Raw genomic sequence first — 25,765 nt, 5'->3', positions numbered from 1 at the left:
CAATTGGCTCAGGAACGCTCGGCCCATGCAGCGCGGCTGAAAAATTTCATGGTCACCGCGTGGATGCTGCCATCGGCAATCCAGGGGTTCAGATGGGTATAAATCTGTTGCTGACGCTTGACCGGACTCAGGCCGGCCAACTCGTCGCTGATAATATTCAGCTGGAAGTTGCAGCCTTCGCCTTCGACTTCCACTTTGATTTCCGGCAGCTTTCCTTCAAGGAAGCTTTTAACTTCTACGGCCTGCATGCTTAACCTCGATCGGCGCTGTACGCGCGCGGGCCGACCATCATACAAAAAAGCCCATGTTATGCGAAGCCCGACAAGCAGGTCCCGGATAAAGGGCTTTTTCGATGACGCCTGTCAGTGGGTGTCCAGTAGCTCGGTCAGACCTGATACACGGGCTATCTGACGCATGTCTTCAGGCATCGAGCGGACAGTGATCGACTTGCCTGCCTCCTGTGCATCACGCATGAAAGCCAGCAGCAAGGCGAGGCCTACACTGCTGGATTTCTCGACGCCCGAGCAATCAAGTGTCAGATCGGCCAGATCACCCGACTTGATCAGCGCCGCACCCTGCTTGCGCAGCTGTGGCCCGGTGCGGTAATCCAGCACACCAATCAGCCTGAGCTCGCCAGGCCCGACGAGGCGGACGGCGGACTCTGTCATTGTGCAGGCTTCTGCGCAGCGTCTACGGTGGACTTGGTCTTGGCCACTTCGCCAGCCCAGTTGTTGATGGTGGTATCCAGGTTGTTGCCGTTGCGCTGCATGGCATCGGCGAACTGATCACGGAACAGCTTGCCGATATTGATACCGTTGATGACAACGTTACGCACTTTCCACTCGCCGTTCAGCTTGACCAGCGTGTAGGAAACCGGATAGATCGCGCCGTTATTGCCTTTGACCTGCATGTCAACGCTGGTGCGGTCATCGCCTTCGTCCTTGGCAGGTGCGACGGTGATGCCCTGGTTGTTGAATTCAAGCAAGGCATTGCCGTAGAACTGCATCAGGCTGCGCTTGAAGTTTTCCTCGAAACGCTTCACCTGTTCAGGGCTCGCCTTGCGGGAGTACTTCACGGTCATGATGCTTTTGGAAATGCCATCGGCATCCACGACAGGACCGACAATGCGGTTCAGTGCATCGTAGAAGGCACTCGGATTCGACTTGTACTGCTCACGGTTGGTCGCCAGGTCACTCAACAGCTCCTTGGTGGTACGTTCCACCAGATCGTGAGCTGAGGGCGTTGCCGCAGCGTTGGCCAGCATCGGCAAGGTGGCCAGCAATATCAACAGACCACGGCGCAGGATAGAGATCATTTAAAGCTCCTTACTTGGCTTACTTGGCGTCTTTGCTTACGGTATTGAGCAGGAATTTCCCGATCAGGTCTTCCAGCACAAGCGACGACTGCGTGTCATGAATGGTTGCACCGTCTTTGAGCAGCTTGTCATCGCCACCGACGCTGAGACCAATGTACTTCTCACCCAGCAGGCCAGCAGTCAGGATCGACGCCGTGGAATCGGAAGGCAGGTTATCGACCTTCTTTTGAATCTCCAGCGTGACGCGACCGGTGAAGGTGTCGTGATCCAGATCGATCGCCGTCACCTTGCCGATCGTGACGCCAGCCATGCTTACCTTGGCTCTGACAGTCAAACCGGCAATATTGTCGAAGTAGGCATAAAGTTTATAAGTGTCGGTGCTCGCGCTCGTGCTCAGACCACTGACTCGCAGGGCCAGCAGGAGCAGAGCCAGTATCCCCGCCAGCAGGAACAGACCGACTCCGGTTTCGATGGCACGGTTTTGCATCAGAAATCTCCAAACATCAATGCGGTCAAAATAAAGTCCAGTCCCAGCACGGCCAACGAGGCGTAAACGACGGTTCTGGTCGTCGCGCGGCTGATCCCCTCGGAAGTAGGATCGCAATCGTACCCCTGGAAAACGGCAATCCATGTCACCACGAAGGCAAATACGACGCTTTTGATCACCCCATTGAGCACATCGTTCGTGAAAGAAACGCTGTTCTGCATGTTCGACCAGAAAGAACCGTCATAGACGCCCAGCCAATCGATCGCTACCCAGGAAGCGCCCCAGATACCGACCACACTGAAAATCATCGCCAGAATCGGCATCGAGATGAAACCTGCCCACAGGCGTGGCGCAACGATGTACTTGAGTGGATCGACACCGATCATCTCAAGGCTCGACAACTGCTCGGTGGATTTCATGTTGCCGATCTCGGCGGTCAGCGCAGAACCTGCACGCCCGGCGAACAGCAGGGCTGTAACCACAGGCCCCAGCTCACGCAGCAGGGTCAGTGCGACCATCTGGCCAACGGCCTGCTCGGAGCCGTACTTGGTCAGAATGCTGAAGCCCTGCAGCGCCAGCACCATGCCGATGAACATGCCGGACACCACGATGATGACCAGCGACATGACACCGACCGAATACAGCTGCCTTACCAGCAGTTGAAAACTGCTGCCCGCACCGCCGCGGCCAAGCAGGGCGTTTACCAGAAACAGACCGGAACGGCCCAGAACAGTAACAATATCAATGGCCGAACGCCCTAACAGGCGTACCCGGTCCATCAGTGACTTATTGCGCATCAGCGCTTCCCCAATAGATCTTCGCGAAAATCCAGCGCCGGATAGTGGAACGGTACAGGGCCATCAGGCTCGCCGGTCATGAATTGACGAATGCGTGGGTTGTCCGAGGACATCAGTTCTTCAGGCGTGCCCTGCCCCAGCACCTGCCCGTCACCCACTACATAGAGATAGTCGGCAATGCTCGCTGTCTCGCTGAGGTCATGGGACACCACGATACTGGTGATGCCCAATGCGTCGTTGAGCAAGCGGATCAGGCGTACCAGCACGCCCATCGCAATCGGGTCCTGCCCTACGAAGGGCTCGTCATACATGAGAATCTGCGGATCGAGAGCGATGGCCCGGGCCAGCGCGACACGACGCTTCATACCACCCGACAGTTCGTCGGGCATCAGTTCGACCGCACCGCGCAGGCCCACAGCCTGAAGCTTGAGCAGCACGATGTCGCGGATCATTTCTTCCGGCAGTTCAGTGTGCACGCGCAAGGGAAAAGCGACGTTTTCGAAAACGTCCAGATCGGTAAACAGTGCTCCGCTCTGAAACAACACGCCCATCTGCTTGCGAGCATCGAACAGATCACTGCGCGACAGCTCAGGCAGGTTCTGACCATTGACCCACACCTGCCCTTCGCTTGGACGCAACTGAGCCCCCATCAAGCGCAGCAAGGTAGTCTTGCCACAACCGGACGGCCCCATGATCCCGGTGACCTTGCCCCGCGGAATACGAATATCAACGTTATTGAAAATGCTGCGCGTACCGCGTTTGAAAGACACACCTTTCAACTCGACCGCATAGGCGTCATCAGGACTCATCTAAACTCCTTGCGATACAGCCTCCGCCCTCAGCCGTCGGTTCTTGGAGGCCGACCAGCTGTCCAGGCGCGCCGAACAGGCCGCGAACTATACCACCGCCGCCACCCGCCCCCAAGAAGAGAACCGAGCGGTTCAGGTAATCGTTGAATTATTCTGTACCACAATGTTATGGCATCAGGCGTGGATACAGACCCTCAAGTGCGTAGGAAATTCGTTTAAAAACAACACAACGACGATCAGACGTGAGGGAATCGTTCATTACCGCTATAATCGCCGCCTTTCAGCAGGCTGACCCTTTCCAGACATGAACCAATCCAGTGACCTGATCCAATCGGCGCAACGCACCATTCGCCTTGAGATAGAAGCCATACAAGGCTTGCTTGAACGTCTTGACGGCGATTTCGTGCGCGCGTGCGAAATGATCCTCGCCAGCAAGGGCCGAGTTGTTGTGGTCGGCATGGGCAAGTCCGGACACATCGGCAACAAGATTGCCGCCACACTGGCGAGCACGGGCACTACCTCTTTTTTCGTGCATCCAGCTGAAGCCAGTCATGGCGACATGGGCATGATCACCCGCGATGACATTATCCTGGCCCTGTCGAACTCCGGCAGCACCCACGAGATCGTGACCCTGCTGCCACTGATCAAGCGTCTGGGCATAAAGATGATCAGCCTGACCGGCGACCCCGAGTCCATTCTGGCCAAGGCTGCCGACATCAATCTCAACGCTCATGTCGTGCACGAGGCCTGCCCGCTCAATCTGGCACCGACCTCTTCGACCACCGCCGCACTGGTCATGGGCGACGCGCTGGCCGTGGCGCTGCTGGACGCACGGGGTTTCACCGCTGAAGACTTTGCATTCTCCCATCCGGGTGGCGCGCTGGGCCGTCGCCTGTTGCTCAAGGTCGAGAATGTCATGCACTGCGGCGACGCACTGCCCAGCGTTCAACGCGGCACGCTGCTCAGGGATGCGCTGCTGGAAATGACCCGCAAGGGCCTGGGCATGACCGCGATTGTCGAAGCTGACGGCACACTGGCCGGTATCTTCACCGACGGCGATTTGCGCAGAACGCTGGACCGCCCCGTCGATATTCGCCAGACCATCATTGATGAAGTCATGACCCTTCACGGCAAGACGGCCCATGCAGAAATGCTGGCCGCCGAAGCGCTGAAAATCATGGAGGACAACAAAATCAGTGCGCTTGTTGTCGTAGACCAGTACGACCGGCCGGTTGGCGCGTTCAACTTGCAGGATCTTTTGCGCGCAGGCGTCATGTAATGGAAACCGAAACGATGACCCAGGACCTCATGCAACGCGGCAAGGCTATCAAGCTGGCCGTTTTCGACGTCGATGGCGTACTGACCGACGGCCGCCTTTACTTCATGGAAGATGGCCGCGAGATCAAGACATTCAACACTCTCGACGGCCAAGGCATAAAAATGCTGATAGCCTCAGGCGTCACAACAGCCATTATCAGCGGCCGCAAGACTGCGATAGTCGAGCGCCGGGCAAAGAGCCTGGGCATTGAACACCTGTTTCAGGGACGTGAAGACAAGTTGGTAGTACTGGACAAACTGCTCGCAGAACTCCAGCTTGGTTACGAACAAGTCGCCTATCTGGGTGATGATCTGCCAGACTTGCCAGTCATCAGGCGCGTCGGTCTGGGCATGGCGGTTGCCAATGCCGCGAGTTTTGTACGCGAGCATGCACATGGAATAACCAGAGCGCGGGGCGGCGAAGGTGCGGCACGCGAATTCTGCGAACTGATTCTGAGTGCGCAAGGCAACCTTGAAGCGGCTCACTCCGTCTATTTATAGAAGCCATTATGTTCACTAAAAAAATTCGCAAGTTCCTGCTGCTCGGGGTACTGGCGCTGCTGCTGGCAGCGGTCGGTTACTGGAACATCAGCCCGGAAAGTTTTATGGATCAGCCGGTGTCGACCGTTGACGACACGGTCATCGACTACTATGCGATCAATGCCCACAGCGTGCAGTACCTGCCCGATGGCACGCTTCAGTACGACATGACCTCCGACAAGGTCGAGCACGTGAAAGCCACTGACGTGACCCTGTTGACCACGCCCGACCTGCACATGTACCGCGGTGGCGAGTTTCCATGGCACGTACAGAGCAAGAAAGGCGAAGTTTCGTCCGGCGGCGACCAGGTCGAGCTGATCGATTCCGTTCGTGTCGAGCGTACCGATGAAAAACAACGTACGACTATTATCACTACCAGTCGAATGACCGTATTCCCTCAGAAGCAATATGCGCAGACCGAGCAAGACGTTAGAATCGACGGCGCCGGCGGTGTGACTACGGCCAAGGGAATGAAAGCATATTTGAAAGACAGCAGGATGGACCTGCTGTCCAACGTAAGAGGACAGTATGAGGCTCGTTAAAACTCTTCCTTTATTGCTCGGCCTGGGCGCAGCACTGGGAAGCGCGAGCGCCTGGTCCCTGCCAACCGACCGCGATCAGCCGATCCACATCCAGTCTGACGATGCTCAGCTCGATGACAAGAAAGGCGTAGCAACCTACAAGGGCAACGTCATCATCACCCAGGGCTCGATGAAGATCACCGGTAACACTGTGACGATCACGCGTAATGCCCAGGGCGAAGTGGATGTGTTCACCTCTGTCGGCAATCTGGCCTATTACGAGCAGAAGCCTGCCGTAGACAAACCGATTGTGCAGGCCTATGCCGTCACTATTCAGTACTACGCCGGGCAGGACCGTATCGTCCTCATCGACAAGGCCAAGGTCATCAATGATGGCAATACTTCCGAAGGCGAGAAAATCGTTTATGACACGGTCAGACAGGTCGTCAGCGCCGGTCGGGCCAATGGCGGTGCCAAGGTGACCACACCACGTCCGCGTATCGACATGGTCATCCAGCCGAAAAAGAAAACCGACCAACCTCAGAAGGCCCAGTAAATGGCGACGCTCAAAGCCCAGCATCTGGCTAAAAGCTACAAAAGCCGGCAGGTCGTGCGCGATGTGAGCATTTCCATCGACAGCGGCCAGATCGTCGGCCTGCTGGGCCCCAACGGTGCCGGCAAGACCACCTGCTTCTACATGATCGTAGGTCTGGTCCAGGCTGATCAGGGTCGCGTGCTGATTGACGATCTGGATGTCAGCCATCAACCCATGCACGGTCGCGCCCGAGCCGGCATCGGCTACCTGCCGCAGGAAGCCTCGATTTTCCGCAAGCTTTCAGTGTCCGACAACATCATGGCGATTCTCGAGACCCGCAAGGAACTCGATGCCGGAGCACGCCGCAAGGAGCTCGAAAGCCTCTTGCAGGAGTTTCACATCACCCACATTCGCGACAACCTGGGCATGAGCCTGTCGGGCGGCGAGCGCCGCCGCGTGGAAATTGCCCGCGCCCTGGCCACTGCGCCGAAATTCATCCTGCTGGATGAACCTTTCGCAGGCGTAGACCCTATTTCGGTAGGTGATATCAAGCAGATCATTCACCACCTCAAGGCCAAGGGTATCGGCGTACTGATCACCGACCACAACGTCCGTGAAACGCTGGACATCTGCGAAACTGCCTACATCGTCAACGATGGACAGCTGATCGCAGAAGGCGATTCCGAGACCATTCTGGCGAATCAACTGGTGAAAGAGGTCTACCTCGGCCACGAATTCCGCCTTTAATCGACTGCCCTTTGCGCTTAGCGGCCGATTGATGCCAGTGCAGTGTGTTGACAATATTTTATTTGTCATACCACTCTAGGCAAAGGTACAGGTTTCAGGCATATAATTTGCTTAAGTTGGCGCTCCGGCGCCTGTAGTAGATGGCGCATGAGCGCCGGCGAATAAGGTGTTTAGCCCCTGCCATGAAACCATCGCTAGTCTTGAGAATGGGCCAGCAGCTGACGATGACACCGCAGCTGCAACAGGCAATCCGCTTACTCCAGCTTTCCACACTGGACCTCCAGCAGGAGATCCAGGAGGCGCTGGAATCGAACCCCATGCTGGAACGGCAGGAAGAAGGCGACGACTTCGACAACTCCGACCCGCTTGCCGACAACATCGAACAAAAGCCCAACCCCGACGTTCAGGAACCGACCTACCAGGAATCCGCGCCTACCGTGGATAACCTTGAAGACGGCGAATGGAACGAGCGCATTCCCAACGAACTGCCCGTCGATACCGCATGGGAAGACATCTACCAGACCAGCGCCAGCAGCCTGCCAAGCAACGATGATGACGAGTGGGACTTCACCACACGCACATCTGCAGGCGAAAGCCTGCAAAGCCACCTGCTGTGGCAATTGAACGTCGCCCCGATGTCCGACAAGGACCGCCTGGTGGCGGTTACGCTGATCGACTGCATCAACAACCAGGGCTATCTGGACGAAACCCTCGAGGAGATTCTCGAGTCTTTCGATCCCGAGCTGGACATCGAACTCGACGAAATCGAAGCCGTACTGCACCGCATCCAGCAGTTTGAGCCGGCAGGCATCGGCGCCCGAAACCTGAGCGAATGCCTGCTCCTGCAGCTTCGCCAGTTGCCAGCCAAAACACCTTGGCTGATGGAAGCGCAACGGTTGGTCACCGACTACATCGACCTGCTGGGAAGTCGCGATTACGGCCAGTTGATGCGGCGCATGAAGCTCAAGGAAGACGAGCTGCGCCAGGTCATCGAGCTGGTCCAGAGCCTCAACCCGCGCCCTGGCTCACAAATCGAATCCACAGAAGCCGAGTACGTCATTCCCGATGTAATCGTGCGCAAGGACAACGAGCGCTGGCTGGTCGAGCTCAATCAGGAGTCCGTACCGCGCCTGCGCGTCAATCCGCAATACGCAGGTTTTGTACGCCGGGCCGATACCAGCGCAGACAACACCTTCATGCGCAATCAGTTGCAAGAGGCGCGCTGGTTCATCAAGAGCCTGCAAAGCCGCAACGAGACACTGATGAAGGTCGCCACCCAGATCGTCGAACATCAGCGCGGCTTTCTTGAGTACGGCGACGAGGCGATGAAGCCGCTTGTCCTGCACGACATTGCCGAGGCAGTGGGCATGCATGAATCGACCATCTCGCGCGTGACCACCCAGAAGTTCATGCACACGCCACGCGGCATTTACGAGCTGAAATACTTCTTCTCGAGCCATGTGAGCACTTCCGAGGGCGGTGAATGCTCGTCCACGGCAATTCGCGCAATCATCAAAAAACTGGTTGCGGCGGAAAATCAGAAAAAGCCGTTGAGTGATAGCAAGATCGCTGGTTTACTGGAGGCACAAGGCATTCAAGTAGCCCGTCGCACAGTCGCCAAGTACCGCGAGTCACTCGGGATAGCGCCTTCCAGTGAGCGTAAGCGGCTGATGTGATGCAGGCCCAGCCACAGCGTCCCAGAGACAGGCGCCATGCCTGCCTCTTTATGCACTGGCAAAGGAGAAAGCTGTATGCAAGTCAACATCAGTGGACACCAACTGGAAGTGACCAAACCCCTTCGTGAATACGTTGAGCTCAAGCTCAAAAAGCTCGAGGGGCATTTTGACAAGATTACCAACGTGCAGGTCACGATGACGGTCGAAAAGCTCAAGCAGAAGATCGAAGCCACGTTGCACATCCATGGTGGAGAGGTCGTTGCCAATGCTGAACATGACGACATGTATGCTGCCATCGACCTGCTCACTGACAAGCTAGACCGACAATTGCTCAAGCATAAGGAAAAGCAGCAAAGCATCCTCAAAGGTGCGGCCGCTCGCTAACGCCCATTTAAATGATCCGAATCGAAAATATCCTGACCCCCGGCCGCTCCCTTGTGAACGTGCCGGGTGGCAGTAAAAAGCGTGTACTCGAAGAAATTGCCAACCTGATCGGTCGTGAAGTACCGGGCATGGTTCCGGACACAGTATTCGCAAGTCTTGTTGCCCGCGAAAAACTGGGTTCAACCGGTTTCGGCAACGGTATTGCCATCCCTCATTGCCGCCTTGCTGACTGCAGCGAGCCTGTCAGTGCAGTCATTCACCTCGCTACCCCCGTGGATTTCGACGCCATCGATGGCGCGCCGGTTGACCTGCTGTTTGTATTGCTGGTCCCGCAAGCCGCTACTGATGAGCACCTGGAGTTATTGCGCCAGATCGCCAGCATGCTTGATGACAAAGATGTGCGTAAGCGCCTGCGCAGTGCCAAAAGTGCCGAAGCGCTTTATCAAGTGGTGCTGGACGTGCAGAACGGAAACTGAACATGCGCATGATCATCGTCAGCGGCCGTTCCGGCTCGGGTAAAAGTACAGCCCTCGACGTGCTGGAAGACAACGGTTTTTACTGTGTCGACAACCTGCCTGCCGGACTGCTGCCGGAACTGGCCGAGCGAGCGCTGATCAATACTGAACTGGCCGAGCCCTTGCTGGCGGTGTCCATCGATGCGCGAAACCTGCCCAGTCACCTGACCCGCTTTCCGCAAATGCTGGATGAAGTCCGCTCACGCAACATCCAGTGCGACGTGCTTTACCTTGATGCGGATGAAGCAACCCTTCTCAAACGCTTCTCGGAAACCAGGCGTCGTCATCCTTTGAGCACGGCAGATCGTTCGCTTGCCGAGGCGATACGCGACGAGACAACGCTGCTGGGCCCGATCATCGATCTGGCCGACCTGAAAATCAACACCACCCACCTGAACCTCTATCAGTTGCGCGACGCACTCAAGCTTCGCCTGCTGAACAAGCCCGAGCCAGGCACTGCGTTTCTGATCGAATCCTTTGGTTTCAAGCGTGGCATGCCCGTCGACGCAGATCTGGTATTCGATGTGCGCTGCCTGCCCAACCCGTACTGGAAGCCTGAACTGCGCGACCATTCCGGGCTTGAACAACCGGTTATCGACTACCTGTCGGTGCAACCCGATGTTGAAGAGATGTTTCAGGACATCTTCGCTTATCTGAACAAATGGTTGCCCCGGTTTGCAGCCAGCAACCGTTCTTACGTTACCATTGCCATTGGCTGCACCGGCGGACATCACCGCTCCGTCTACCTGACCGAACGGCTCGGCCAGGTCTTGCAACAATCACTCAAGAACGTTCAGGTTCGCCACCGCGACCTTAGCTGAAAGGATTTTCACTGCGATGCCCGCTCGTCAAATCACCATCATCAACAAATTGGGCCTGCATGCCCGCGCTGCCGCCAAATTCGTCAGCGTCGCAGGCAAGTTCCCTTGCACGATCAGGGTTGGCCGCTCTGAGCAGACCATGGTCGATGGTAAAAGCATCATGGCCGTGATGATGCTGGCGGCAGGCAAAGGCACCGAAATCCATCTGAAAACCGAAGGCGAATTCGAGCAGGAAGCGCTCGATGGCCTGGTTGAACTGATCAACAACAAGTTTGATGAGGGCGAGTAAGCCCTCAAATACGCCCCTTCCAAGGTCACCAGCAGTGCATCCGCAACCAAGCAATCAGTAACGACATACCTGCCAACAGCAGCCCGGTGCCTACGACGAGCCGCAACAACCGCACACCGCTGAGAGCGAATATTCCTGAGCGCATAAGCTGCCTTGAGCCCGGTTACGGGAGTCAGGCCAGAGCGGCCTGATAACGTCGAGACACTTCATACCAATTGATCACGTTGTAGAACGCGTTGATGTATTCGGGGCGACGGTTCTGATAGCGCAGGTAGTAAGCGTGCTCCCATACATCCAGACCCAGAATCGGCGTATTGCCATTCATCAACGGGCTGTCCTGATTACCGCTGCTTTCAACCACCAGCTTTTTGTCGGGGGTGACGCTCAGCCATGCCCAGCCGCTGCCGAAACGGGTCAATGCGGCTTTGGTAAACGCTTCCTTGAATCTGTCGTAGCCACCCAGCTGCTCGTCGATGGCCAAAGCGACAGGGCCTTTGGGCAAACCGCCTCCGCCTGGCACCATCACCTCCCAGAACAACGAATGATTCGCGTGACCGCCACCCTGGTTGATGACCGCCGGACGCAGGTTTTCAGGCAACTGCTTGATGCTGGCCACCAGCTTCTCGATGGACCAGTCAGCAAACTCGGTGCCTTCGATCGCAGCATTAAGGTTGTTGATGTAGGTCTGGTGATGCTTGGTGTAATGGATCTCCATGGTTTGCGCATCGATGTGCGGCTCCAGGGCATCGTATGCGTAAGGCAGTGCAGGCAAGGTATAAGGCATTTCAATGTGCTCCGTAGAAAAGTCCGGAAGTGGCTGCCGAGTGGCGCTGCAACGATGAGCGCGTGTGCTCGCTGCTGCTGTTCAACAACCGATGAGTGCGCGGGTATTCGCCGTGTTCACTGATAAAGCTCAGCAACTCGGCGTAGGTTTTGCTGCTGTGGCGCAAGGCTGCCTCACGGAGCGCCGGAGGAAGACGCTGATCCTGCATGGTCCGCAACAGATGTTGATGAATGGCACACAGGTATTCAGCGCTTTCCTCAGGCTGATCGAGGCTCAGGTGCAGGTCCGCCAGGTTGTGGTGAGAAATCACACAGGCCGCGACGGCCTCGTCGACATCCGCCCAACGCTCGAACAACACTTGCGCCAACGCCAGCGCCTGAAGGTAAAGCTCGCGGGCTTCGACCCACTCGCCCAGATTGAAACAGCGATTGGCCTGCTCGATAGTGCGTTTCCAATGCTGCATGGTCATACCTCCAGGGGACGTTGGCTGGCTGGAATCAAATACCGCCAGCGGTGAGTTTTTCAGGGTTGAGCAACACTTCCAGTTCGCTACGTTGCAAATCAGTGTGCTCAAGGGCGACGTCAATGACCGGACGGCCCTGCTTGTAAGCGGTCTTGGCGATTTCGGCGGCTTTCTGATAGCCAATGATCGGGTTGAGGGCCGTCACCAGAATCGGATTACGCGACAGCGCTTCCTTGAGCTTGGATTCATTGACCTTGAAGCTCGCAATCGCTTTGTCAGCCAGCAGCCGACTGGAATTGGCCAGCAGCTCGATGCTGCTGAGCAGGTTCTGGGCGATGATCGGTAGCATCACGTTAAGTTCGAAGTTGCCGGACTGCCCCGCCACGGTAATCGTCGCGTCGTTGCCGATCACTTGCGCGGCAACCATGGCGGTGGCTTCCGGAATGACCGGGTTGACCTTACCCGGCATGATCGATGAGCCCGGCTGCAATGCCTCCAGCTCGATCTCACCCAGCCCTGCCAGTGGCCCCGAATTCATCCAGCGCAGGTCGTTGGCAATTTTCATCAGCGATACCGCCGTGGCCTTGAGCTGGCCGGATACCGCGACCGCGGTGTCCTGCGAACCGATCAACGCGAACAGGTTCTTGCCAGGTGCGAATTGCACACCGGTCAACGTGCTCAACTGACGACTGAAACGAGCCGAAAACTCAGGATGCGCGTTGATCCCGGTACCGACTGCGGTGCCGCCCTGTGCTAGTGACTGAAGGCTCGGCTGGAGACCTTGCAGATGCTCGACGTTGGCGCGAATCTGCTGTGACCAACCGTTGAGCACCTGGCTCATGCGCACGGGCATGGCGTCCATCAGATGCGTACGACCAGTCTTGACGAAGGCATGGACCTGCTCGGCTTTGTGTTCGGTCACTTGCACCAGATGGGCCAGCGCAGGCAGCAGTTGTTCGTGCAGAGCCAGTGCAGCGCTCACATGAATCGTGGTCGGGATAATGTCGTTGCTGCTCTGCCCGCAGTTGACGTGGTCATTGGGGTTGACCTCTTCGCCCAGCACACGCGTGGCCAGCGTGGCGATCACCTCGTTGGCGTTCATGTTGGTACTGGTGCCGGAACCGGTCTGAAAGATATCCACCGGAAAATGCGCCATGTAGTCACTGGCCAGCAGGTCTTTCACGGCACTGACAATCGCCCTGCTCTGCCCCTCGCTGATCTGCTCCAGCTCCAGGTTCGCCTGCGCTGCAGCCGCCTTGGCCAGCAACAGGGCACGAATGAATTGGCGGGGCATGCGTTGATGGCTGATCGGAAAGTTTTCCACCGCACGCTGAGTCTGCGCGCCGTAAAGGGCCTCGACCGGGACCTGTAGCTGGCCCATGCTGTCGCGTTCGATACGGGTATTACTCATCGCAATGTCCTTGCACCAGTTCAGAGAGGGAAATCGAGGGCTGTAGCACGCAGGTCGCCAGTTGATGAACACAGGCTTGCCAGCGCTGACGCCGCGCAGGCGTGGAGGCGATTGCCTGTAAATCACGCAGCGGACGCCAGGCCTGATCCAGACACAGGCAGCGCCAGTGCCACGGCAATGCCGTATCGCGTGCGGTGTCTATCAAAAGACGGAAAGTGGTTTCGGCAATCATGGGCTGGGGCGCGGCGGTAAAACGCGCCAGATAGCGCCCTTCGGCGAGGTAATGCTCGATCAGCCGAGGCTCGTCGGGCTCAAGGGCGCAACGAATCCGCAGACTCAATCCACGCCAGTTTTCCAGATAAGACAGCTCGTGCAGAACGGACCCCATGACCACAGCTCATCTTAATAATGATATTCATTATTAAATGATATAAAGAATCATTACAAGCGCGATCTTGAGCGAGTGCGTCATACACAGGTGCTGAGATGCCCGCTTTGCTGCCGGTTCCCGGCAGTTCGCGGACGAGTCCGCTCCTACAAAACCTGGATATCGCGGACCAGCGTAGGGCTGCTTCGGCCCGGAGGGCGTGGGAGCGGACTTGTCCGCGATAGGCTGCAAAGCGGCCTTAAAACAGGCCACCTTGGCTGTATCTGGTGCACCGAGGCGCTTGGTTTTGCTGCCGGTTCCCGGCAGTTCGCGGACGAGTCCGCTCCTACAAAACCTGGATATCGCGGACCAGCGTAGGGCTGCTTCGGCCCGGAGGGCGTGGGAGCGGACTTGTCCGCGATGGGCTGCAAAGCGGCCCTAAAACAGGCCACCTTGGCTGTATCTGGTGCACCGAGGCGTGCGAATTCCACGTCATCCGGACACTCAGCCCACCAACATCCGGACACTCGTTCCACGCTTATCCGGACAGGCAGTCGGAGCGCAGCGACGCAGGTTTGCATTGTTAGTCTGAAGCCCCTGCCGCCGTCAATTTCGTTGCGCGCCTGCGCATCGATTCACCCTTCAGTTCAATTCGATAAGCGCTATGCACCAGCCGGTCGAGGATCGCATCGCCCAAGGTCGGATCGCCGATCAACGCATGCCATTTGTCCACTGGCATTTGGCTGGTCACCAGCGTCGAGCGGTTGCCGTAGCGGTCGTCCAGCAGCTCAAGCATGTCGCGCCGTTGCGCGGCGGTAAACGGTGCCAGGCCCCAGTCGTCCAGGATCAGCAGGTCAGTCTTGGCGTAGCCGGCCATCAATTTGGCGAAGCGGCCATCGCCGTGGGCCAGGCCTAGTTCTTCCATCAAGCGCGGCAGACGCAGATAGCGCACGCTGTAACCGTCGCGGCAGGCTTTGTGAGCCAGCGCGCAGGCAAGCCAGGTTTTACCTACGCCCGTCGGCCCGCCGATGATCAGGTTCAGGCCATCGCGCAGCCATTGGCCGCTGCCCAGTTGCAGGATCAAGGCCTTATCCAGGCCACGCGGGCTGCGGTAGTCGATGTCTTCCAGGCAGGCGTTGTGGCGCAACCGCGCGGCTTTGAGGCGGGTGGTCAGGCGGGCGTCTTCGCGCTCGGTCAGCTCGCGATCGACCATCAGACCGAAGCGTTCGTCGAAGCTCAGATCATTGATATCAGGCGTTGCGTGTTGTTCGCCCAGCGACTTGATCATGCCGTGCAGGCGCAAGGTTTGTAGCTTGTCGAGCGTTGGATTCGGTAGCATTTCGAAGCTCCTTTCTCAGGTCAGTGGTAGTAGCCCGGGCCACGCAGGTTGATGTGCTCGTCAGGCAGCAGCGGCAGGTTTTGCTGGGCCAGCGGCAGGCGCTCCAGCCCTTGGCGCAGGATCGACTCGAGGCTTTTGTAGCTGCATGCGCCCAGTGCCAGCGCCCGCTGGCACGCGGCTTCCAGCCGCGCTTCGCCGTGCTGTTTGCTCAGGCGCAGGATGCCCAGGCAGGCGCGGAAGCCGTGTTGCGGATGGATTCGGCGTTCGAGGATGTAGGTGATGACGCCGGCGGTGTTAGGCCCGGTCTGCTCTGCCCAGCGGATCAGCCGTTGCGGTGTCCATTCGGCGTGCTCGCGGTGGCTCTTGGGCATGTGCTCGGTTTGGGTGGTGTGGCGGCCTTTGTGCTGCGAGCGAAGGTGGCTGGCCACGCGCTGGTTGGCGTGGAAGCACTCGACGGTCTGGGCCGTGAGCCGCACTTCGACTTGGTGCTTCACCAGCTGGTACGGCACCGAGTAAAAGTGGCCATCGACCTCAACGTGATAGTCGATATGGACGCGTACCTTTTTCCATTCGGCATAGACGTACGGGTGTTCCGGCAGGCCTTCCAGGGCCGGTTGGTCGATGGCCTCGAAGGCTGACCGGCGTGAGCCGGGCAGCTTTTTGAAGGGCTTGTGGTTGAGGCGATCCAGCAGTAGCGCGATGGCTGTGTTGAGTTCGCCAAGCGAGAAGAACTGGCGGTTGCGCAGCACCGCCAGGATCCAGCGTTCGACCACTTGCACGCCGACTTCGACCTTGGCTTTGTCCTTGGGCTTGCGCGAGCGAGCAGGCAAGACGGCGACGCCGTAATGCTCGGCCAGATCGCGGTAGCTGGGGTTGATATCCGGCTCGTAACGGTGCGCTTTAGTCACGCCACTGCGCAGATTATCGGGCACCAGGATCTGCGTTGTGCCGCCGAAAAAAGCAAAGCATCGGACGTGCGAGCCCAGCCAGTCGGGCAGTTTCTGCGACCAGGTGGCCTCGGCAAAGGTGTAGCTGGACGCGCCGAGAACGGCGACGAAGATCTGAGCCTGACGGATCTCGCCGGTTTGTCGGTCGATGACCGGCGCTGTTTGCCCGGCGTAATCGACGAACAGCTTTTCGCCAGCACGATGCTCCTGGCGCATGACCACGTCGACCTTGGCGGTCCAAAGGCGGTAGTGCTCGCAGAACCAGCTGTATTGGAAGCCTTGCGGGTGAGCGAGTCGATATTCCTGCCAGAGCAAGGCCAAAGTGACGCCGGGGCGGCGCAACTCCGCGTGTACCCATGCCCAGTCAGGCATTGGGCGCTGGTCGGTCGGCACTGGCACTGCCGGTGGAAACAGCCGTCGATTCAACTCCGCGTCAGAAATATCGATGGGCCACTGAAGCCCACTGGCGGCGAACCGGCAAAGGTAATCCCCTGCACTCGAATGGCCGATGGATAAGCTGGCGGCGATCTTGCGCACGGACAGGCCAGCGTCGAACTTTAGGCGTAGTACCTCTCGGATTTTACGCATGGATAAACGCTCCACGACGACCTCTTCGCTTCGAAAAAAGAGGTCGATAGTAGTGAATAGTCCTGCGTTGCTGCCTGCCTGAAAGTGTCCGGATGGCCGTGGAATCGGTGTCCAGATGCTTGTGGAATGAGTGTCCGGATCAGCATGGAATCAGTGTCCGGATGTTGGTGGAATGGGTGTCCGGATAGTCGTGGAATCCGCAACCGAGGCGCTTGGTTTTGCTGCCGGTTCCCGGCAGTTCGCGGACGAGTCCGCTCCTACAAAACCTGAATATCGCGGACCAGCGTAGGGCTACTTCGGCCCGGAGGGCGTGGGAACGGACTTGTCCGCGAAGGGCTGCAAAGCGGCCCTAAAACAGGCCACCTTGGCTATATCTGGTGCACCGAGGCGCTTGGTTTTGCTGCCGGTTCCCGGCAGTTCGCGGACGAGTCCGCTCCTACAAAACCTGAATATCGCGGACCAGCGAAGCGTCGCTTCGGCCCGGAGGGCGTGGGAGCGGACTTGTCCGCGAAGGGCTGCAAAGCGGCCCTAAAACAGGCCACCTTGGCTGTATCTGGTGCACCTAGGCGCTTGGTTTTGCTGCCGGTTCCCGGCAGTTCGGACGAGTCCGCTCCTACAAAACCTGGATATCGCGGACCAGCGTAGGGCTGCTTCGGCCCGGAGGGCGTGGATGGGCTGCAAAGCGGCCCTAAAACAGGCTACCTTGGCTGTATCTGGTGCACCGAGGCGCTTGGTTTTGCTGCCGGTTCCCGGCAGTTCGCGGACGAGCCCGCTCCTACAAAACCTGGATATCACGGACCAGTGAAGCGTCGCTAGGCTCAGCTACCCGCTACGGTCATACGCTCGATCAGCACCGAGCCGGTACGGATGTTGCTGCGCAGTTCAAGATCGCTACCAACGGCGACGATCTGCTTGAACATGTCACGCATGTTGCCGGCAATCGTCACTTCCTGAACCGGAAATTGTATTTCCCCGTTCTCGACCCAGAAACCTGCTGCGCCCCGCGAATAGTCACCGGTAACCATGTTCAGGCCGCTGCCCATCAATTCGGTTACCAGCAAGCCACGGCCCATACGTCGAATCAGCGCGGCCTGATCTTCCGAACCATGGGTGACGAACAGGTTATGCACCCCGCCCGCATTGGCAGTGCTCGGCATGCCCAGCTTGCGACCGGAATAAGTGCTCAGCACATAGGAAACCAGATCGCCGCCTTCCACGAACGGTTTGGCAAACGTCGCCAGACCGTCGCTGTCGAACGCCGAACTGCCCATTGCGTGCTTCAAGTGCGGACGCTCATCAATGGTCATCCACTCCGGGAACAGCCGCTGACCCAGGGCCCCCTCCAGAAATGACGATTTACGGTACAGGTTGCCACCGGAAATGGCACCGAGAAAGCTGCCGAACAGGCCACCTGCCAGTTCTGCGGCAAACAGCACCGGCACTTCACAGGTCGGCACAGGACGCGCACCCAGACGGCTCGCCGCACGCAACGCAGCCTTGCGACCAATGCTCTGGGCATCAGCCAGCAGCTCACCCTGGCGATTGACGTCGTACCAGTAATCACGCTGCATCTGGCCTTCGCCCTCGGCGATCATCACGCAACTGAGGCTGTGCCGCGTTGATGCATAACCGCCGATGAAGCCGTTGCTGTTGCCATACACACGGCAGCCCTGATGGGTATTGAGCGTGGTGCCATCGGCGTTCTTGATCCGGCTGTCGGCGTCGAAGGCCGCGGCTTCGCAGATCAGCGCTTTCTCGATGGCCTGCTCGGGCGTTATATCCCAGGTGTGATAAAGATCGAAATCCATGATCTCTTTGGCCATCAGCGCAGCATCAGCCAGCCCGGAGCTTTCGTCTTCGGAGGTGTGCTCGGCAATCGCCAATGCAGCGGCAACGGTTTCACGAATGGCATCGGCACCTGTGGCCGAGGTGCTGGCCGAGCCCTTGCGCTGCCCGACATACAGGGTGATACCGAAACCCTGGTCGCGGTTGAACTCTACGGTTTCAACTTCACGCTGACGGACCGATGTCGACAGTCCCTGATCCACCGACACTGCGACTTCGCAGGCGCTGGCGCCCTGACGCCGGGCTTCGGCGATAATCTGCTCGACCTGTTCCTGCAGTTCGGGCAAGGCTTGCGGACCGACGCTTTGGGTTGCACTCATGACTTTCTCCATCAAATTCTTCTTTCAGCACAGGCCGAATACCGACCGGGCCGGACAAGCGGCCCACGACTGGTTATCATGGCGGCGTTTCTTTGCGGACTGCCCCCATGGTTGATTCTTACGACGACTCCCTCGACGGGGAGAAAAGCAAAACCCAGGTCAAACGAGAGCTGCATGCTCTGGTCGACCTCGGCGAGCGACTGACAACACTCAAAGCCGATGTGCTGGCCAAGTTGCCGCTGACCGACGCTTTGCGCAAGGCCCTGGCCGAAGCGCCCAAGCACACGGCGAACATCGCGCGAAAGCGGCATATTCTGTTCATTGGCAAGCTGATGCGCGATCAGGACCAGGAAGCCATTCTGGTGTTGCTGGACCAACTCGATGCCTCCACTCGCCAATACAACGAACGTTTTCACAATCTGGAGCGCTGGCGTGATCGCCTGATCGCGGGTGATGACGCCGACCTCGAGAAATTCGTTGTCGAATACCCCGATGCCGACCGTCAGCAGCTGCGCTCGCTGATTCGTCAGGCGCAACACGAAGTTGCACGTAACAAACCGCCGGCCACCAGCCGCAAAATCTTCAAATACATCCGTGAGCTGGACGAACTTCAACGCGGTCTGCGTTGATTTCAACCGCGGGGCCGGCAGCAGCAAGCGGCCAGCCCCGACTCACCTTCAGCTACCCGTACCACCCACTGTGATCGCATCGATTTTCAGCGTGGGCTGACCCACACCGACCGGCAGAGACTGGCCGTCCTTCCCGCACGTCCCCACGCCGCTATCGAGCGACAGGTCGTTGCCCACCATCGATACCCTGCTCATGGCTTCCGGCCCGTTACCGATCAAGGTCGCACCCTTGACCGGCGCAGTGATTTTGCCGTCCTCGATCAAATAAGCCTCGCTGGTCGAAAACACGAATTTGCCGCTGGTGATATCCACCTGACCGCCACCCAGATTGGCGCAGTAAATACCGCGCTTCACCGAGGCGATGATTTCCTGCGGGTCGCTCTGCCCGCCCAGCATGTAGGTATTGGTCATACGTGGCATCGGCAGGTGAGCGTAGGACTCTCGACGACCGTTACCAGTCCGTGCGACACCCATCAAGCGGGCATTGAGCTTGTCCTGCATGTAGCCCTTGAGCACGCCGTTCTCAATCAGTGTGGTGCACTCGGTCGGTGTGCCTTCGTCATCGACACTCAGCGAGCCGCGACGCCCTGCAAGGGTACCGTCGTCAACAATCGTGCAAAGTTTCGATGCAACCATCTCGCCCATGCGCCCGCTGTAAGCCGAACTGCCCTTGCGATTGAAGTCACCTTCAAGGCCGTGACCAACCGCCTCGTGCAGCAGCACGCCTGACCAACCGGAACCCAGCACCACCGGCAATGTGCCTGCCGGAGCAGGAATCGCTTCCAGGTTGACCAGCGCCTGACGCAGCGCTTCACGCGCGTAGCCCATGGCACGATCATCGGTCAGAAAATAACGGTAGTCCGTACGCCCGCCACCGCCATGCCCGCCCCGCTCGCGGCGGCCGTTCTGCTCGACGATGACACTGACGTTGAAGCGCACCAGCGGACGCACATCGGCGGCCAGACTGCCATCGGCTGCGGCCACCAGAATGCGCTCCCAGACACCGGCCATGCTCACAGACACCTGCTGGATACGCGAGTCCAGCGCGCGCGTCGCGACGTCAATGCGTTTGAGCAGTTCGACCTTCTCGGCGCGGCTCAGCACTTCCAGAGGATTATCCGGGGCGTACAACTGGGCCACATCCTGCGAGGTAAAAGCCTGCACCCGGCCATTCTGCCCAGCGCGGGAGATGGAACGGGCAGCACGGGCAGCGGTGCGCAGTGCGTCCTCAGTGATGGCATTGCTGTAAGCGAAACCAGTCTTTTCGCCCGATTGAGCGCGCACGCCCACGCCTTGATCGAGATTGAAACTGCCTTCCTTGACGATGCCGTCTTCGAGCGACCAGGACTCGGAGATCATGCCCTGAAAATACAGATCAGCCGCGTCGATACCCGGCCCGGCAAGCTCTCCGAGCACCGATTGCAGGCTGTCGAGGCTCAGGCCACCAGGGGCCAGAAGGTGTTCGCTGACTGAGGACAGATCACTCATATTCACTCCGAAGCAGGCCGCATGGCGTCCTGCGAAAAAAAGCGCCGGTGACTGGACACCGGCATCCGCGCCCGTATGGACGCCTGTTCTTCACTGTCGCGCCTGGCCAGCAGCACGGCTTCACCCTGTGCCTGCTCGGCCAGTACGCGGCCCCATGGATCAACGATGGCCGCGTGCCCGTAAGTCTCGCGAGGCCCCGGATGGACCCCGCCCTGTGCCGCCGCCAGCACGTAACACTGGGTTTCGATGGCGCGCGCCCGGATCAGAATGTCCCAGTGCGCAGCACCCGTTACCGCAGTAAAAGCTGACGGCGCGGTAATCAGTTCAGCACCGGCCTCCCGCAGCGCGGTGTACAGCTCGGGGAAGCGCAAGTCATAACAGACTGTCAGCCCCACGCGCCCTACAGGTGTATCGGCCACCACCACATTGTTTCCGTGAGCATAGTCATCGGATTCACGGTAGCGGCCCCGATTGTCAGCAACATCCACATCAAACAGATGCAGCTTGTCATACCGGGCCACCTGCTCACCGTGTTCATCGATCAGCAACGAACACGCCGTCACCTTGCCATCGGGTCGCTCATCCGGCGGCAGTGGCAAGGTTCCGGCAACAATCCATAACTTGAGGTCGCGAGCGGCCAGTTTCAACCATGGCAGGATCGGCCCGTGCCCATGAGCTTCGGCACGACCGATGTCGGCCACGTCACGCCGCCCCATGGCAACAAAGTTTTCGGGCAGCACCGCGAGCCGCGCGCCACCTTCGGCTGCCTGCTCCAGCAAGCGGCGAGCGCTGACCAGATTAGCCTGGACATCGCTTTGGCTGACCATCTGAATCACAGCAAAGGACATGGCGACCCGCTCCTTGATGACCTGGCCACCACTGTACTCCATGCGGCGCTATTGGGGCTTTTCAAATGGCTTGTCGAACGTGATCTTCGGCTCTTTCCAGGGCCCTTCGACCTTGTATTGCACGCTGGCGAAGCGGGCAACCCTGTCGCCCAGCAGCTTGTCGACCAGGAACAGCGCGCCGCCAATGGCGGGCGCACCGACAATCAGTGCCGCGATCGGCAGGTTGTTGGTCACCGGCAAGGTCACCAGCAGCTTCGCATCAACGCGGTCGCGGACCATGTCCAGCGTACCGATGAGCTCAAGATTACTCGACGGCCCGGTCAGGGTAATCGGGTTGCGCGTCACATAAACACCGTCGCTGGCGACCAGCAGCCCTTTGACCCGGTCGTAACTGAGCCCTTTGCCCAGCAGGTCGGAGAAGTCCAGGCGCAAGCGACGGCCGATGGAGTTGAAATTCAACAATCCAAACACCCGCAGCGCCTGAGCACCGCCTTCTACCTCGACAAACTGGCCTCTGTTCAACGTCGCATCCAGGCTGCCGGAATAGCGCTTGAGGCCCACCCAGGCAGGCGAACCCGGCCAGCGTCCGTCGACATTCATTTCGAAACTTTCACTGGTGACCGTCGGCGCGAAGTTCCAGGCCTTGAGCACGTCTGCCAGATTCTTGCCTGCCACACGCCCCTTGAACGAGCTGCTGCTGGACCCCGGAGTGCCCTCCCAGGCACCATCGCCCTCGAGCAAAATACCTTTGAGCCCCAGACTCAGGTCGGACATGCGCATACCGGTCGCCGTCGGGCGGGTTTTCAGCGACCAGGCACCCAGTAACTGGTCGCCCTGAAACAGCTGGGCAATCTTCACGTCCAGCGCAGGAATATTGTGCGGGTCGATATCCGCCAGAGGGTCAGGCGCGTTCTCGACGACCGCCGCATTCGGATCAGAGGCAGGCAGTCGCACGTAGAGCATGTTAATACCGATCGGCGCGGACTTCGCGTCGGGCAGCACGGCAGTGCCCTTGGCCAGCGCGCTGTCCAGCGACAAGGCCCAAGCCGCAGCATTGCGCTGCAATTGAACACGTACGTTATCCAGCGTGGTGCCCATCGCCGTCAGCTTGCCGATCTGCAGGTCGACGCTGTTGAGCAGTTGTTTTGCGCTGCCGCCCGGATCATTGCCGGTATATCGTCCAGCCAGCTCCTGCCAGGGCGCTACGTCCAGCTCAGACAATTCGCCACGAATCCGCAGCCCTTTGGCGTCCGGCACTATCGCCCCGCCGCGCCCGAGATAAAGCTCGCCGCGACCGTCGGCAAACTTGCCATTCGGTGCGGCAAAAGCAAAGTTGGCCTGATCGTTATACGCCGCGCCAAGCCTGCGCTCCGCGCCTTGCAGGGTCATGCGGAACTCGCTGAGACGCTCCTCCTCGGCAATCTTGCCAAACGGTGCAGGCAGATCGATTGCCACGCCTTTGAGCGTGGAATTGATCACCAGCGGGCTGTCCTTGCTGTCCAGAGTCAATTGCAGCTGATACGGCAAGTCACCCGACACCGGCAGTGGCTGGGTAACGCTCAGCCAGTCGGTCAGCCGCTTCACGGTGATCTGCCCGTTTGCCACAATGCGTGTCACGTTGTCGCCTGGCTTGCCTTCGGCAGCGATTTCTGCGGTCACGGGACGATCAAATGCCTGCGCCTTGATGCCCTTGCCGCTCAGCCCTTTGGCGCTGTCAAAGCGGAAATCGCCCTTGAGGCGAGTCAATTCCAGCACCGGGTCAGCCAGTTTCAAACGCGCATTGTCGGTACTGAAATCCACCACAACCTTTGGCTCGACGCCCTTGGCCAGCGGAATATCCAGCTTCAGCTTGCCATCCAGCGGACCATCGCCGGTCCAGCCGGCAAACGTGCTGGCCGTGCCGATAGGCGCTTGCTGGAGAATCTTAAGGCCATCGATCAGATTGCCGGAGAAACTGCCATCGACCAGCAGGTGGCTGTCCTGACCTGCCGGGACGTGGGGAATATTGACCAGCACGTTGCTTATTTTGGTATCGAGCAACTGCCCTTTGCTTGCCTTGACTCGCACGCCGCTGTTTTCGACGTAAACCTTGCCGTCGACTCCGGTCAACGAAGGCCAGCCCGGCTGGAACGCCAGCGTTGCGTTGCTGACATCGAAAAACAGGCTGATGACGCGTGCGGTGTCGGGCGAACTCTTGTTCAGCGACCCTTGATACTGAAAGAAACCCTGCTTGACCGCACCACTCACCACGGCGGTGCGCAGCCAGTGATCAAGCTCGGGACTGAGGGCTGTAGGCAAATACTTGCTGGTGTAACGACCATCGCCGTCGACCATGCCGACCCGCAGGTCCATGTAGTCTTCCTGCTCATGGCTGAGATGAATCCTGATCAGAAAGTCTGCCGCGATCTTGCCTTCGTCGCCGAGCACTTTGATATACGGCGCGATCAGGGTGAATGCCTGATCATCGAGCTTCCAGGTCAGACGGGCATTGGCCTTCTGGTAGCGCCAGGGCTTGGCGAAGATAGGGTCCAGATGAAGCATAAAGTCATTGGTGTCGAGCCGCAGTTCGCCCTGGCCCAGATCGCCGCTGATGGCCCCGGTGACATTTCCGGCCGCCGGGGCCCCGCGATAGGCGTTGAACCCCACTTTGTCCAGATTGGCGGCAAAGCTCAGGCGCTTGTCGCCGGCTGCCTGTGGCCGGTAATCCAGCAACACGTTACGCAGCCCGCCTGTCACCTTGAGACCGTCGACCACTGCCATGGCTTTCTCCGGCAACGGTGCGAGGGAATCAATAAGCGGCGTGAGCGGCGTCAGGTCCAGGCGATCGGCCTGCACATGCCAGAGTTCTTCGCTGTCGGGCGTCGCAGCGGTTTGCGTGAGTTGTAGGCGGCTTTCCCAGCGCTTGTCGCCCAGGCTCATCGCCAGTGAATCGAGGTTCAGGTCGAAACCTGTGTCAGTGCGCGCAAACCAGGCGTTGAGCGCGAGGTTGTCGACAGTCGAGGGTTTGCGACCGGCATAAACGCCTTTGACATGCGGCGCATTAAGCCGCGCAGTCGCGCTTTGCACAGTGCCCTTGCCCCAGCTCATCCACAGCTCGCCACCGGCCTGCAGCTTCGACAGTGTCCATTCCCGGGTGAGGCTTTTTGGCAACCACCTGGCCCAGTCGCTTTGCGGCAGGCTGGCGTAGACATCTGCCTCGCCGTCCTTCCACTGACTGGCCTGGATACGTGAACGCACATTCAGGGCAAACGGCTGGCCATCCGGCAGCGTCAGGCGTGCATCAAGGCGCTGGTGATAACTGCCTGTGGCCAGACTGAGGTTTACATAGGTCAGGGTCAGCGGCGCGGCGTCAAACGGTTGCACAGTGACCTGGCTGTCGAGCAGCGACAAGTGCGAGACCATCTGCATCTGCTCAAGCACTTGCCCGGGGTCGAACGGGCTGTCGTTGCGCACTGGCAAGCCCTGTACCGACCAGTTGCCCTCCTTGTCCTGCCTGAGCATGAACTGCAGGCCGTCCACCTCGAGATGAGCGATGCGCACTTGACGCGCCAGCAGGCTTTCCCAGAGGTCGGGAACAACCCTTACACGATCAAGACGCACAGCACTGGAACCCTCTCCGACCATGACGTCGTGAGCCAGAAAAACCGGGGCAAACCGGCTCCAGCTACCTTCCAGACTGCCAATGCTCAACGGCATGCCAAGCGCGCTGCTGGCCCTGGTTTCCACATCCACACGGTATTCGGCAACCAGCGGCGTGAGCTGACGCCCGAGGCTTACGTACAACGCCGCGAGCACCAAAACCAGTGCGCACAGGCTCAAACCCCAACGAGTCAGGGTTGCAACAAGGCGAGGAAGACGACCCATATCAGGATGCCCTCCGCTGCGGGATACAAGCAGCGGAATCGGCGAATCGATTCCGGCTCAGGTGTGCAGGTGCGTTCAGGTACAGGTTTTGCTCATTTCCCACGCATCATTCTCGATAA

General features: G+C 58.8%; 27 protein-coding genes. 11 read left to right on the top strand and 16 right to left on the bottom strand.

From position 1 onward, the window contains the following. Window positions 1–8 precede the first annotated feature (8 nt). The 6 genes from AC4ANK_RS06760 to AC4ANK_RS06735 all read right to left on the bottom strand — a co-directional run bounded on the left by AC4ANK_RS06760 (window position 9) and on the right by AC4ANK_RS06735 (window position 3,408). A complete protein-coding gene (locus AC4ANK_RS06760) occupies window positions 9–248 on the bottom strand; it encodes a BolA family protein (protein ID WP_002555079.1) in 240 nt (79 codons plus the stop codon). Between the two features lie 114 nt (window positions 249–362). Further along, window positions 363–668, bottom strand: a complete 306-nt coding sequence (locus AC4ANK_RS06755) for an STAS domain-containing protein (RefSeq protein ID WP_002555080.1) — start codon at window positions 666–668, stop codon at window positions 363–365. Next, window positions 665–1,315 carry an MlaC/ttg2D family ABC transporter substrate-binding protein gene (locus AC4ANK_RS06750; protein ID WP_002555081.1) on the bottom strand — a complete coding sequence of 217 codons (651 nt, stop codon included), beginning with the start codon at window positions 1,313–1,315 and terminating at the stop codon, window positions 665–667. Before AC4ANK_RS06750 ends, AC4ANK_RS06755 begins: the two co-directional genes overlap by 4 nt. Before the next feature lie 19 nt (window positions 1,316–1,334). Beyond that, a complete protein-coding gene (gene mlaD, locus AC4ANK_RS06745) occupies window positions 1,335–1,802 on the bottom strand; it encodes an outer membrane lipid asymmetry maintenance protein MlaD (protein ID WP_002555082.1) in 468 nt (155 codons plus the stop codon). Then, window positions 1,802–2,599, bottom strand: a complete 798-nt coding sequence (mlaE, locus tag AC4ANK_RS06740; protein ID WP_002555083.1) for a lipid asymmetry maintenance ABC transporter permease subunit MlaE — start codon at window positions 2,597–2,599, stop codon at window positions 1,802–1,804. The genes mlaD and mlaE overlap by 1 nt, the downstream gene beginning before the upstream one ends. Then, the gene (locus AC4ANK_RS06735) at window positions 2,599–3,408 is read right to left on the bottom strand and encodes an ATP-binding cassette domain-containing protein (RefSeq protein ID WP_002555084.1); all 810 of its coding nucleotides are present in this window, start codon (window positions 3,406–3,408) and stop codon (window positions 2,599–2,601) included. The genes mlaE and AC4ANK_RS06735 overlap by 1 nt, the downstream gene beginning before the upstream one ends. Before the next feature lie 304 nt (window positions 3,409–3,712). On the opposite strand from AC4ANK_RS06735, the gene AC4ANK_RS06730 reads away from it, so the two are divergent. The 10 genes from AC4ANK_RS06730 to AC4ANK_RS06685 all read left to right on the top strand — a co-directional run bounded on the left by AC4ANK_RS06730 (window position 3,713) and on the right by AC4ANK_RS06685 (window position 10,753). After that, complete coding sequence (locus AC4ANK_RS06730) at window positions 3,713–4,687, top strand: KpsF/GutQ family sugar-phosphate isomerase (RefSeq protein WP_460383327.1); 975 nt, start codon at window positions 3,713–3,715, stop codon at window positions 4,685–4,687. Continuing rightward, on the top strand, window positions 4,687–5,226 hold the full coding sequence (locus AC4ANK_RS06725) for a KdsC family phosphatase (protein ID WP_031595003.1): 540 nt from the start codon (window positions 4,687–4,689) through the stop codon (window positions 5,224–5,226). Before AC4ANK_RS06730 ends, AC4ANK_RS06725 begins: the two co-directional genes overlap by 1 nt. Before the next feature lie 8 nt (window positions 5,227–5,234). Beyond that, complete coding sequence (lptC, locus tag AC4ANK_RS06720; protein WP_002555087.1) at window positions 5,235–5,807, top strand: LPS export ABC transporter periplasmic protein LptC; 573 nt, start codon at window positions 5,235–5,237, stop codon at window positions 5,805–5,807. Then, window positions 5,794–6,342 carry a lipopolysaccharide transport periplasmic protein LptA gene (lptA, locus tag AC4ANK_RS06715; protein ID WP_002555088.1) on the top strand — a complete coding sequence of 183 codons (549 nt, stop codon included), beginning with the start codon at window positions 5,794–5,796 and terminating at the stop codon, window positions 6,340–6,342. The genes lptC and lptA overlap by 14 nt, the downstream gene beginning before the upstream one ends. Then, window positions 6,343–7,068, top strand: coding sequence for an LPS export ABC transporter ATP-binding protein (gene lptB / locus AC4ANK_RS06710; protein WP_002555089.1), 726 nt, complete (start codon window positions 6,343–6,345; stop codon window positions 7,066–7,068). Window positions 7,069–7,250: 182 nt separating this feature from the next. After that, window positions 7,251–8,744 carry an RNA polymerase factor sigma-54 gene (locus tag AC4ANK_RS06705; protein WP_002555090.1) on the top strand — a complete coding sequence of 498 codons (1,494 nt, stop codon included), beginning with the start codon at window positions 7,251–7,253 and terminating at the stop codon, window positions 8,742–8,744. A gap of 75 nt (window positions 8,745–8,819) precedes the next feature. Continuing rightward, on the top strand, window positions 8,820–9,128 hold the full coding sequence (hpf, locus tag AC4ANK_RS06700) for a ribosome hibernation-promoting factor, HPF/YfiA family (protein ID WP_002555091.1): 309 nt from the start codon (window positions 8,820–8,822) through the stop codon (window positions 9,126–9,128). A gap of 11 nt (window positions 9,129–9,139) precedes the next feature. Then, window positions 9,140–9,604 (top strand): PTS IIA-like nitrogen regulatory protein PtsN, encoded by a 465-nt coding sequence (gene ptsN / locus AC4ANK_RS06695; RefSeq protein WP_002555092.1) that lies wholly within the window; start codon window positions 9,140–9,142, stop codon window positions 9,602–9,604. Window positions 9,605–9,606: 2 nt separating this feature from the next. Continuing rightward, window positions 9,607–10,464, top strand: coding sequence for an RNase adapter RapZ (rapZ, locus tag AC4ANK_RS06690; RefSeq protein ID WP_002555093.1), 858 nt, complete (start codon window positions 9,607–9,609; stop codon window positions 10,462–10,464). A gap of 16 nt (window positions 10,465–10,480) precedes the next feature. After that, window positions 10,481–10,753: an HPr family phosphocarrier protein gene (locus AC4ANK_RS06685; RefSeq protein ID WP_460383332.1), complete on the top strand. Its 273-nt coding sequence runs from the start codon at window positions 10,481–10,483 to the stop codon at window positions 10,751–10,753. A gap of 172 nt (window positions 10,754–10,925) precedes the next feature. Here AC4ANK_RS06685 and AC4ANK_RS06680 read toward each other — a convergent pair whose 3' ends face one another. The 7 genes from AC4ANK_RS06680 to pmbA form a co-directional block, all read right to left on the bottom strand. Then, complete coding sequence (locus AC4ANK_RS06680; protein ID WP_460383334.1) at window positions 10,926–11,537, bottom strand: superoxide dismutase; 612 nt, start codon at window positions 11,535–11,537, stop codon at window positions 10,926–10,928. A gap of 1 nt (window position 11,538) precedes the next feature. Beyond that, window positions 11,539–12,000: a DUF2753 family protein gene (locus tag AC4ANK_RS06675; protein ID WP_002555096.1), complete on the bottom strand. Its 462-nt coding sequence runs from the start codon at window positions 11,998–12,000 to the stop codon at window positions 11,539–11,541. 34 nt (window positions 12,001–12,034) lie between these two features. Beyond that, the gene (locus AC4ANK_RS06670; protein WP_002555097.1) at window positions 12,035–13,411 is read right to left on the bottom strand and encodes a class II fumarate hydratase; all 1,377 of its coding nucleotides are present in this window, start codon (window positions 13,409–13,411) and stop codon (window positions 12,035–12,037) included. Next, window positions 13,404–13,799 (bottom strand): hypothetical protein, encoded by a 396-nt coding sequence (locus AC4ANK_RS06665; RefSeq protein ID WP_002555098.1) that lies wholly within the window; start codon window positions 13,797–13,799, stop codon window positions 13,404–13,406. The genes AC4ANK_RS06670 and AC4ANK_RS06665 overlap by 8 nt, the downstream gene beginning before the upstream one ends. Window positions 13,800–14,361: 562 nt before the next feature. Further along, window positions 14,362–15,117: an IS21-like element ISPsy14 family helper ATPase IstB gene (gene istB / locus AC4ANK_RS06660; protein WP_460383337.1), complete on the bottom strand. Its 756-nt coding sequence runs from the start codon at window positions 15,115–15,117 to the stop codon at window positions 14,362–14,364. A 20-nt stretch (window positions 15,118–15,137) separates the two neighbouring features. Beyond that, window positions 15,138–16,652 (bottom strand): IS21 family transposase, encoded by a 1,515-nt coding sequence (gene istA / locus AC4ANK_RS06655; protein WP_054082386.1) that lies wholly within the window; start codon window positions 16,650–16,652, stop codon window positions 15,138–15,140. Window positions 16,653–17,470: 818 nt separating this feature from the next. After that, on the bottom strand, window positions 17,471–18,817 hold the full coding sequence (pmbA, locus tag AC4ANK_RS06650; RefSeq protein WP_002555099.1) for a metalloprotease PmbA: 1,347 nt from the start codon (window positions 18,815–18,817) through the stop codon (window positions 17,471–17,473). 107 nt (window positions 18,818–18,924) lie between these two features. On the opposite strand from pmbA, the gene yjgA reads away from it, so the two are divergent. After that, entirely contained in the window at window positions 18,925–19,446 is a 522-nt protein-coding gene (gene yjgA, locus AC4ANK_RS06645) for a ribosome biogenesis factor YjgA (RefSeq protein ID WP_003364101.1), read from the top strand. A 48-nt stretch (window positions 19,447–19,494) separates the two neighbouring features. Here yjgA and tldD read toward each other — a convergent pair whose 3' ends face one another. Genes tldD through AC4ANK_RS06630 form a run of 3 tightly spaced genes read right to left on the bottom strand, consistent with a single transcriptional unit; the run spans window position 19,495 to window position 25,646 of the window. Then, on the bottom strand, window positions 19,495–20,934 hold the full coding sequence (gene tldD, locus AC4ANK_RS06640) for a metalloprotease TldD (RefSeq protein WP_002555101.1): 1,440 nt from the start codon (window positions 20,932–20,934) through the stop codon (window positions 19,495–19,497). A gap of 2 nt (window positions 20,935–20,936) precedes the next feature. Beyond that, window positions 20,937–21,782, bottom strand: a complete 846-nt coding sequence (locus AC4ANK_RS06635; RefSeq protein ID WP_031596785.1) for a carbon-nitrogen hydrolase family protein — start codon at window positions 21,780–21,782, stop codon at window positions 20,937–20,939. Window positions 21,783–21,830: 48 nt separating this feature from the next. After that, window positions 21,831–25,646: a YhdP family protein gene (locus AC4ANK_RS06630; RefSeq protein ID WP_460383340.1), complete on the bottom strand. Its 3,816-nt coding sequence runs from the start codon at window positions 25,644–25,646 to the stop codon at window positions 21,831–21,833. Window positions 25,647–25,765: the final 119 nt, after the last annotated feature.

It is taken from the genome of Pseudomonas sp. Pmew2, assembly GCF_058129885.1.
Note: the sequence above shows the minus strand (reverse complement) of the source record. Positions and strands in the feature narration are given on the sequence as shown.

What these genes read in the sequence shown, in the direction of transcription:
- AC4ANK_RS06675 (WP_002555096.1), bottom strand. Translation starts at nt 12,000, where the DNA reads ATGCAGCATTGGAAACGCACTATCGAGCAGGCCAATCGCTGTTTCAAT.
- yjgA (WP_003364101.1), top strand. Translation starts at nt 18,925, where the DNA reads ATGGTTGATTCTTACGACGACTCCCTCGACGGGGAGAAAAGCAAAACC.
- AC4ANK_RS06685 (WP_460383332.1), top strand. Translation starts at nt 10,481, where the DNA reads ATGCCCGCTCGTCAAATCACCATCATCAACAAATTGGGCCTGCATGCC.
- AC4ANK_RS06680 (WP_460383334.1), bottom strand. Translation starts at nt 11,537, where the DNA reads ATGCCTTATACCTTGCCTGCACTGCCTTACGCATACGATGCCCTGGAG.
- ptsN (WP_002555092.1), top strand. Translation starts at nt 9,140, where the DNA reads ATGATCCGAATCGAAAATATCCTGACCCCCGGCCGCTCCCTTGTGAAC.
- mlaE (WP_002555083.1), bottom strand. Translation starts at nt 2,599, where the DNA reads ATGCGCAATAAGTCACTGATGGACCGGGTACGCCTGTTAGGGCGTTCG.
- lptA (WP_002555088.1), top strand. Translation starts at nt 5,794, where the DNA reads ATGAGGCTCGTTAAAACTCTTCCTTTATTGCTCGGCCTGGGCGCAGCA.
- AC4ANK_RS06755 (WP_002555080.1), bottom strand. Translation starts at nt 668, where the DNA reads ATGACAGAGTCCGCCGTCCGCCTCGTCGGGCCTGGCGAGCTCAGGCTG.
- lptB (WP_002555089.1), top strand. Translation starts at nt 6,343, where the DNA reads ATGGCGACGCTCAAAGCCCAGCATCTGGCTAAAAGCTACAAAAGCCGG.
- AC4ANK_RS06635 (WP_031596785.1), bottom strand. Translation starts at nt 21,782, where the DNA reads ATGTCCTTTGCTGTGATTCAGATGGTCAGCCAAAGCGATGTCCAGGCT.
- AC4ANK_RS06725 (WP_031595003.1), top strand. Translation starts at nt 4,687, where the DNA reads ATGGAAACCGAAACGATGACCCAGGACCTCATGCAACGCGGCAAGGCT.
- istB (WP_460383337.1), bottom strand. Translation starts at nt 15,117, where the DNA reads ATGCTACCGAATCCAACGCTCGACAAGCTACAAACCTTGCGCCTGCAC.
- AC4ANK_RS06705 (WP_002555090.1), top strand. Translation starts at nt 7,251, where the DNA reads ATGAAACCATCGCTAGTCTTGAGAATGGGCCAGCAGCTGACGATGACA.
- lptC (WP_002555087.1), top strand. Translation starts at nt 5,235, where the DNA reads ATGTTCACTAAAAAAATTCGCAAGTTCCTGCTGCTCGGGGTACTGGCG.
- hpf (WP_002555091.1), top strand. Translation starts at nt 8,820, where the DNA reads ATGCAAGTCAACATCAGTGGACACCAACTGGAAGTGACCAAACCCCTT.
- AC4ANK_RS06750 (WP_002555081.1), bottom strand. Translation starts at nt 1,315, where the DNA reads ATGATCTCTATCCTGCGCCGTGGTCTGTTGATATTGCTGGCCACCTTG.
- AC4ANK_RS06730 (WP_460383327.1), top strand. Translation starts at nt 3,713, where the DNA reads ATGAACCAATCCAGTGACCTGATCCAATCGGCGCAACGCACCATTCGC.
- AC4ANK_RS06760 (WP_002555079.1), bottom strand. Translation starts at nt 248, where the DNA reads ATGCAGGCCGTAGAAGTTAAAAGCTTCCTTGAAGGAAAGCTGCCGGAA.
- AC4ANK_RS06630 (WP_460383340.1), bottom strand. Translation starts at nt 25,646, where the DNA reads ATGGGTCGTCTTCCTCGCCTTGTTGCAACCCTGACTCGTTGGGGTTTG.
- AC4ANK_RS06665 (WP_002555098.1), bottom strand. Translation starts at nt 13,799, where the DNA reads ATGGGGTCCGTTCTGCACGAGCTGTCTTATCTGGAAAACTGGCGTGGA.
- rapZ (WP_002555093.1), top strand. Translation starts at nt 9,607, where the DNA reads ATGCGCATGATCATCGTCAGCGGCCGTTCCGGCTCGGGTAAAAGTACA.
- istA (WP_054082386.1), bottom strand. Translation starts at nt 16,652, where the DNA reads ATGCGTAAAATCCGAGAGGTACTACGCCTAAAGTTCGACGCTGGCCTG.
- mlaD (WP_002555082.1), bottom strand. Translation starts at nt 1,802, where the DNA reads ATGCAAAACCGTGCCATCGAAACCGGAGTCGGTCTGTTCCTGCTGGCG.
- AC4ANK_RS06735 (WP_002555084.1), bottom strand. Translation starts at nt 3,408, where the DNA reads ATGAGTCCTGATGACGCCTATGCGGTCGAGTTGAAAGGTGTGTCTTTC.
- AC4ANK_RS06670 (WP_002555097.1), bottom strand. Translation starts at nt 13,411, where the DNA reads ATGAGTAATACCCGTATCGAACGCGACAGCATGGGCCAGCTACAGGTC.
- pmbA (WP_002555099.1), bottom strand. Translation starts at nt 18,817, where the DNA reads ATGAGTGCAACCCAAAGCGTCGGTCCGCAAGCCTTGCCCGAACTGCAG.
- tldD (WP_002555101.1), bottom strand. Translation starts at nt 20,934, where the DNA reads ATGAGTGATCTGTCCTCAGTCAGCGAACACCTTCTGGCCCCTGGTGGC.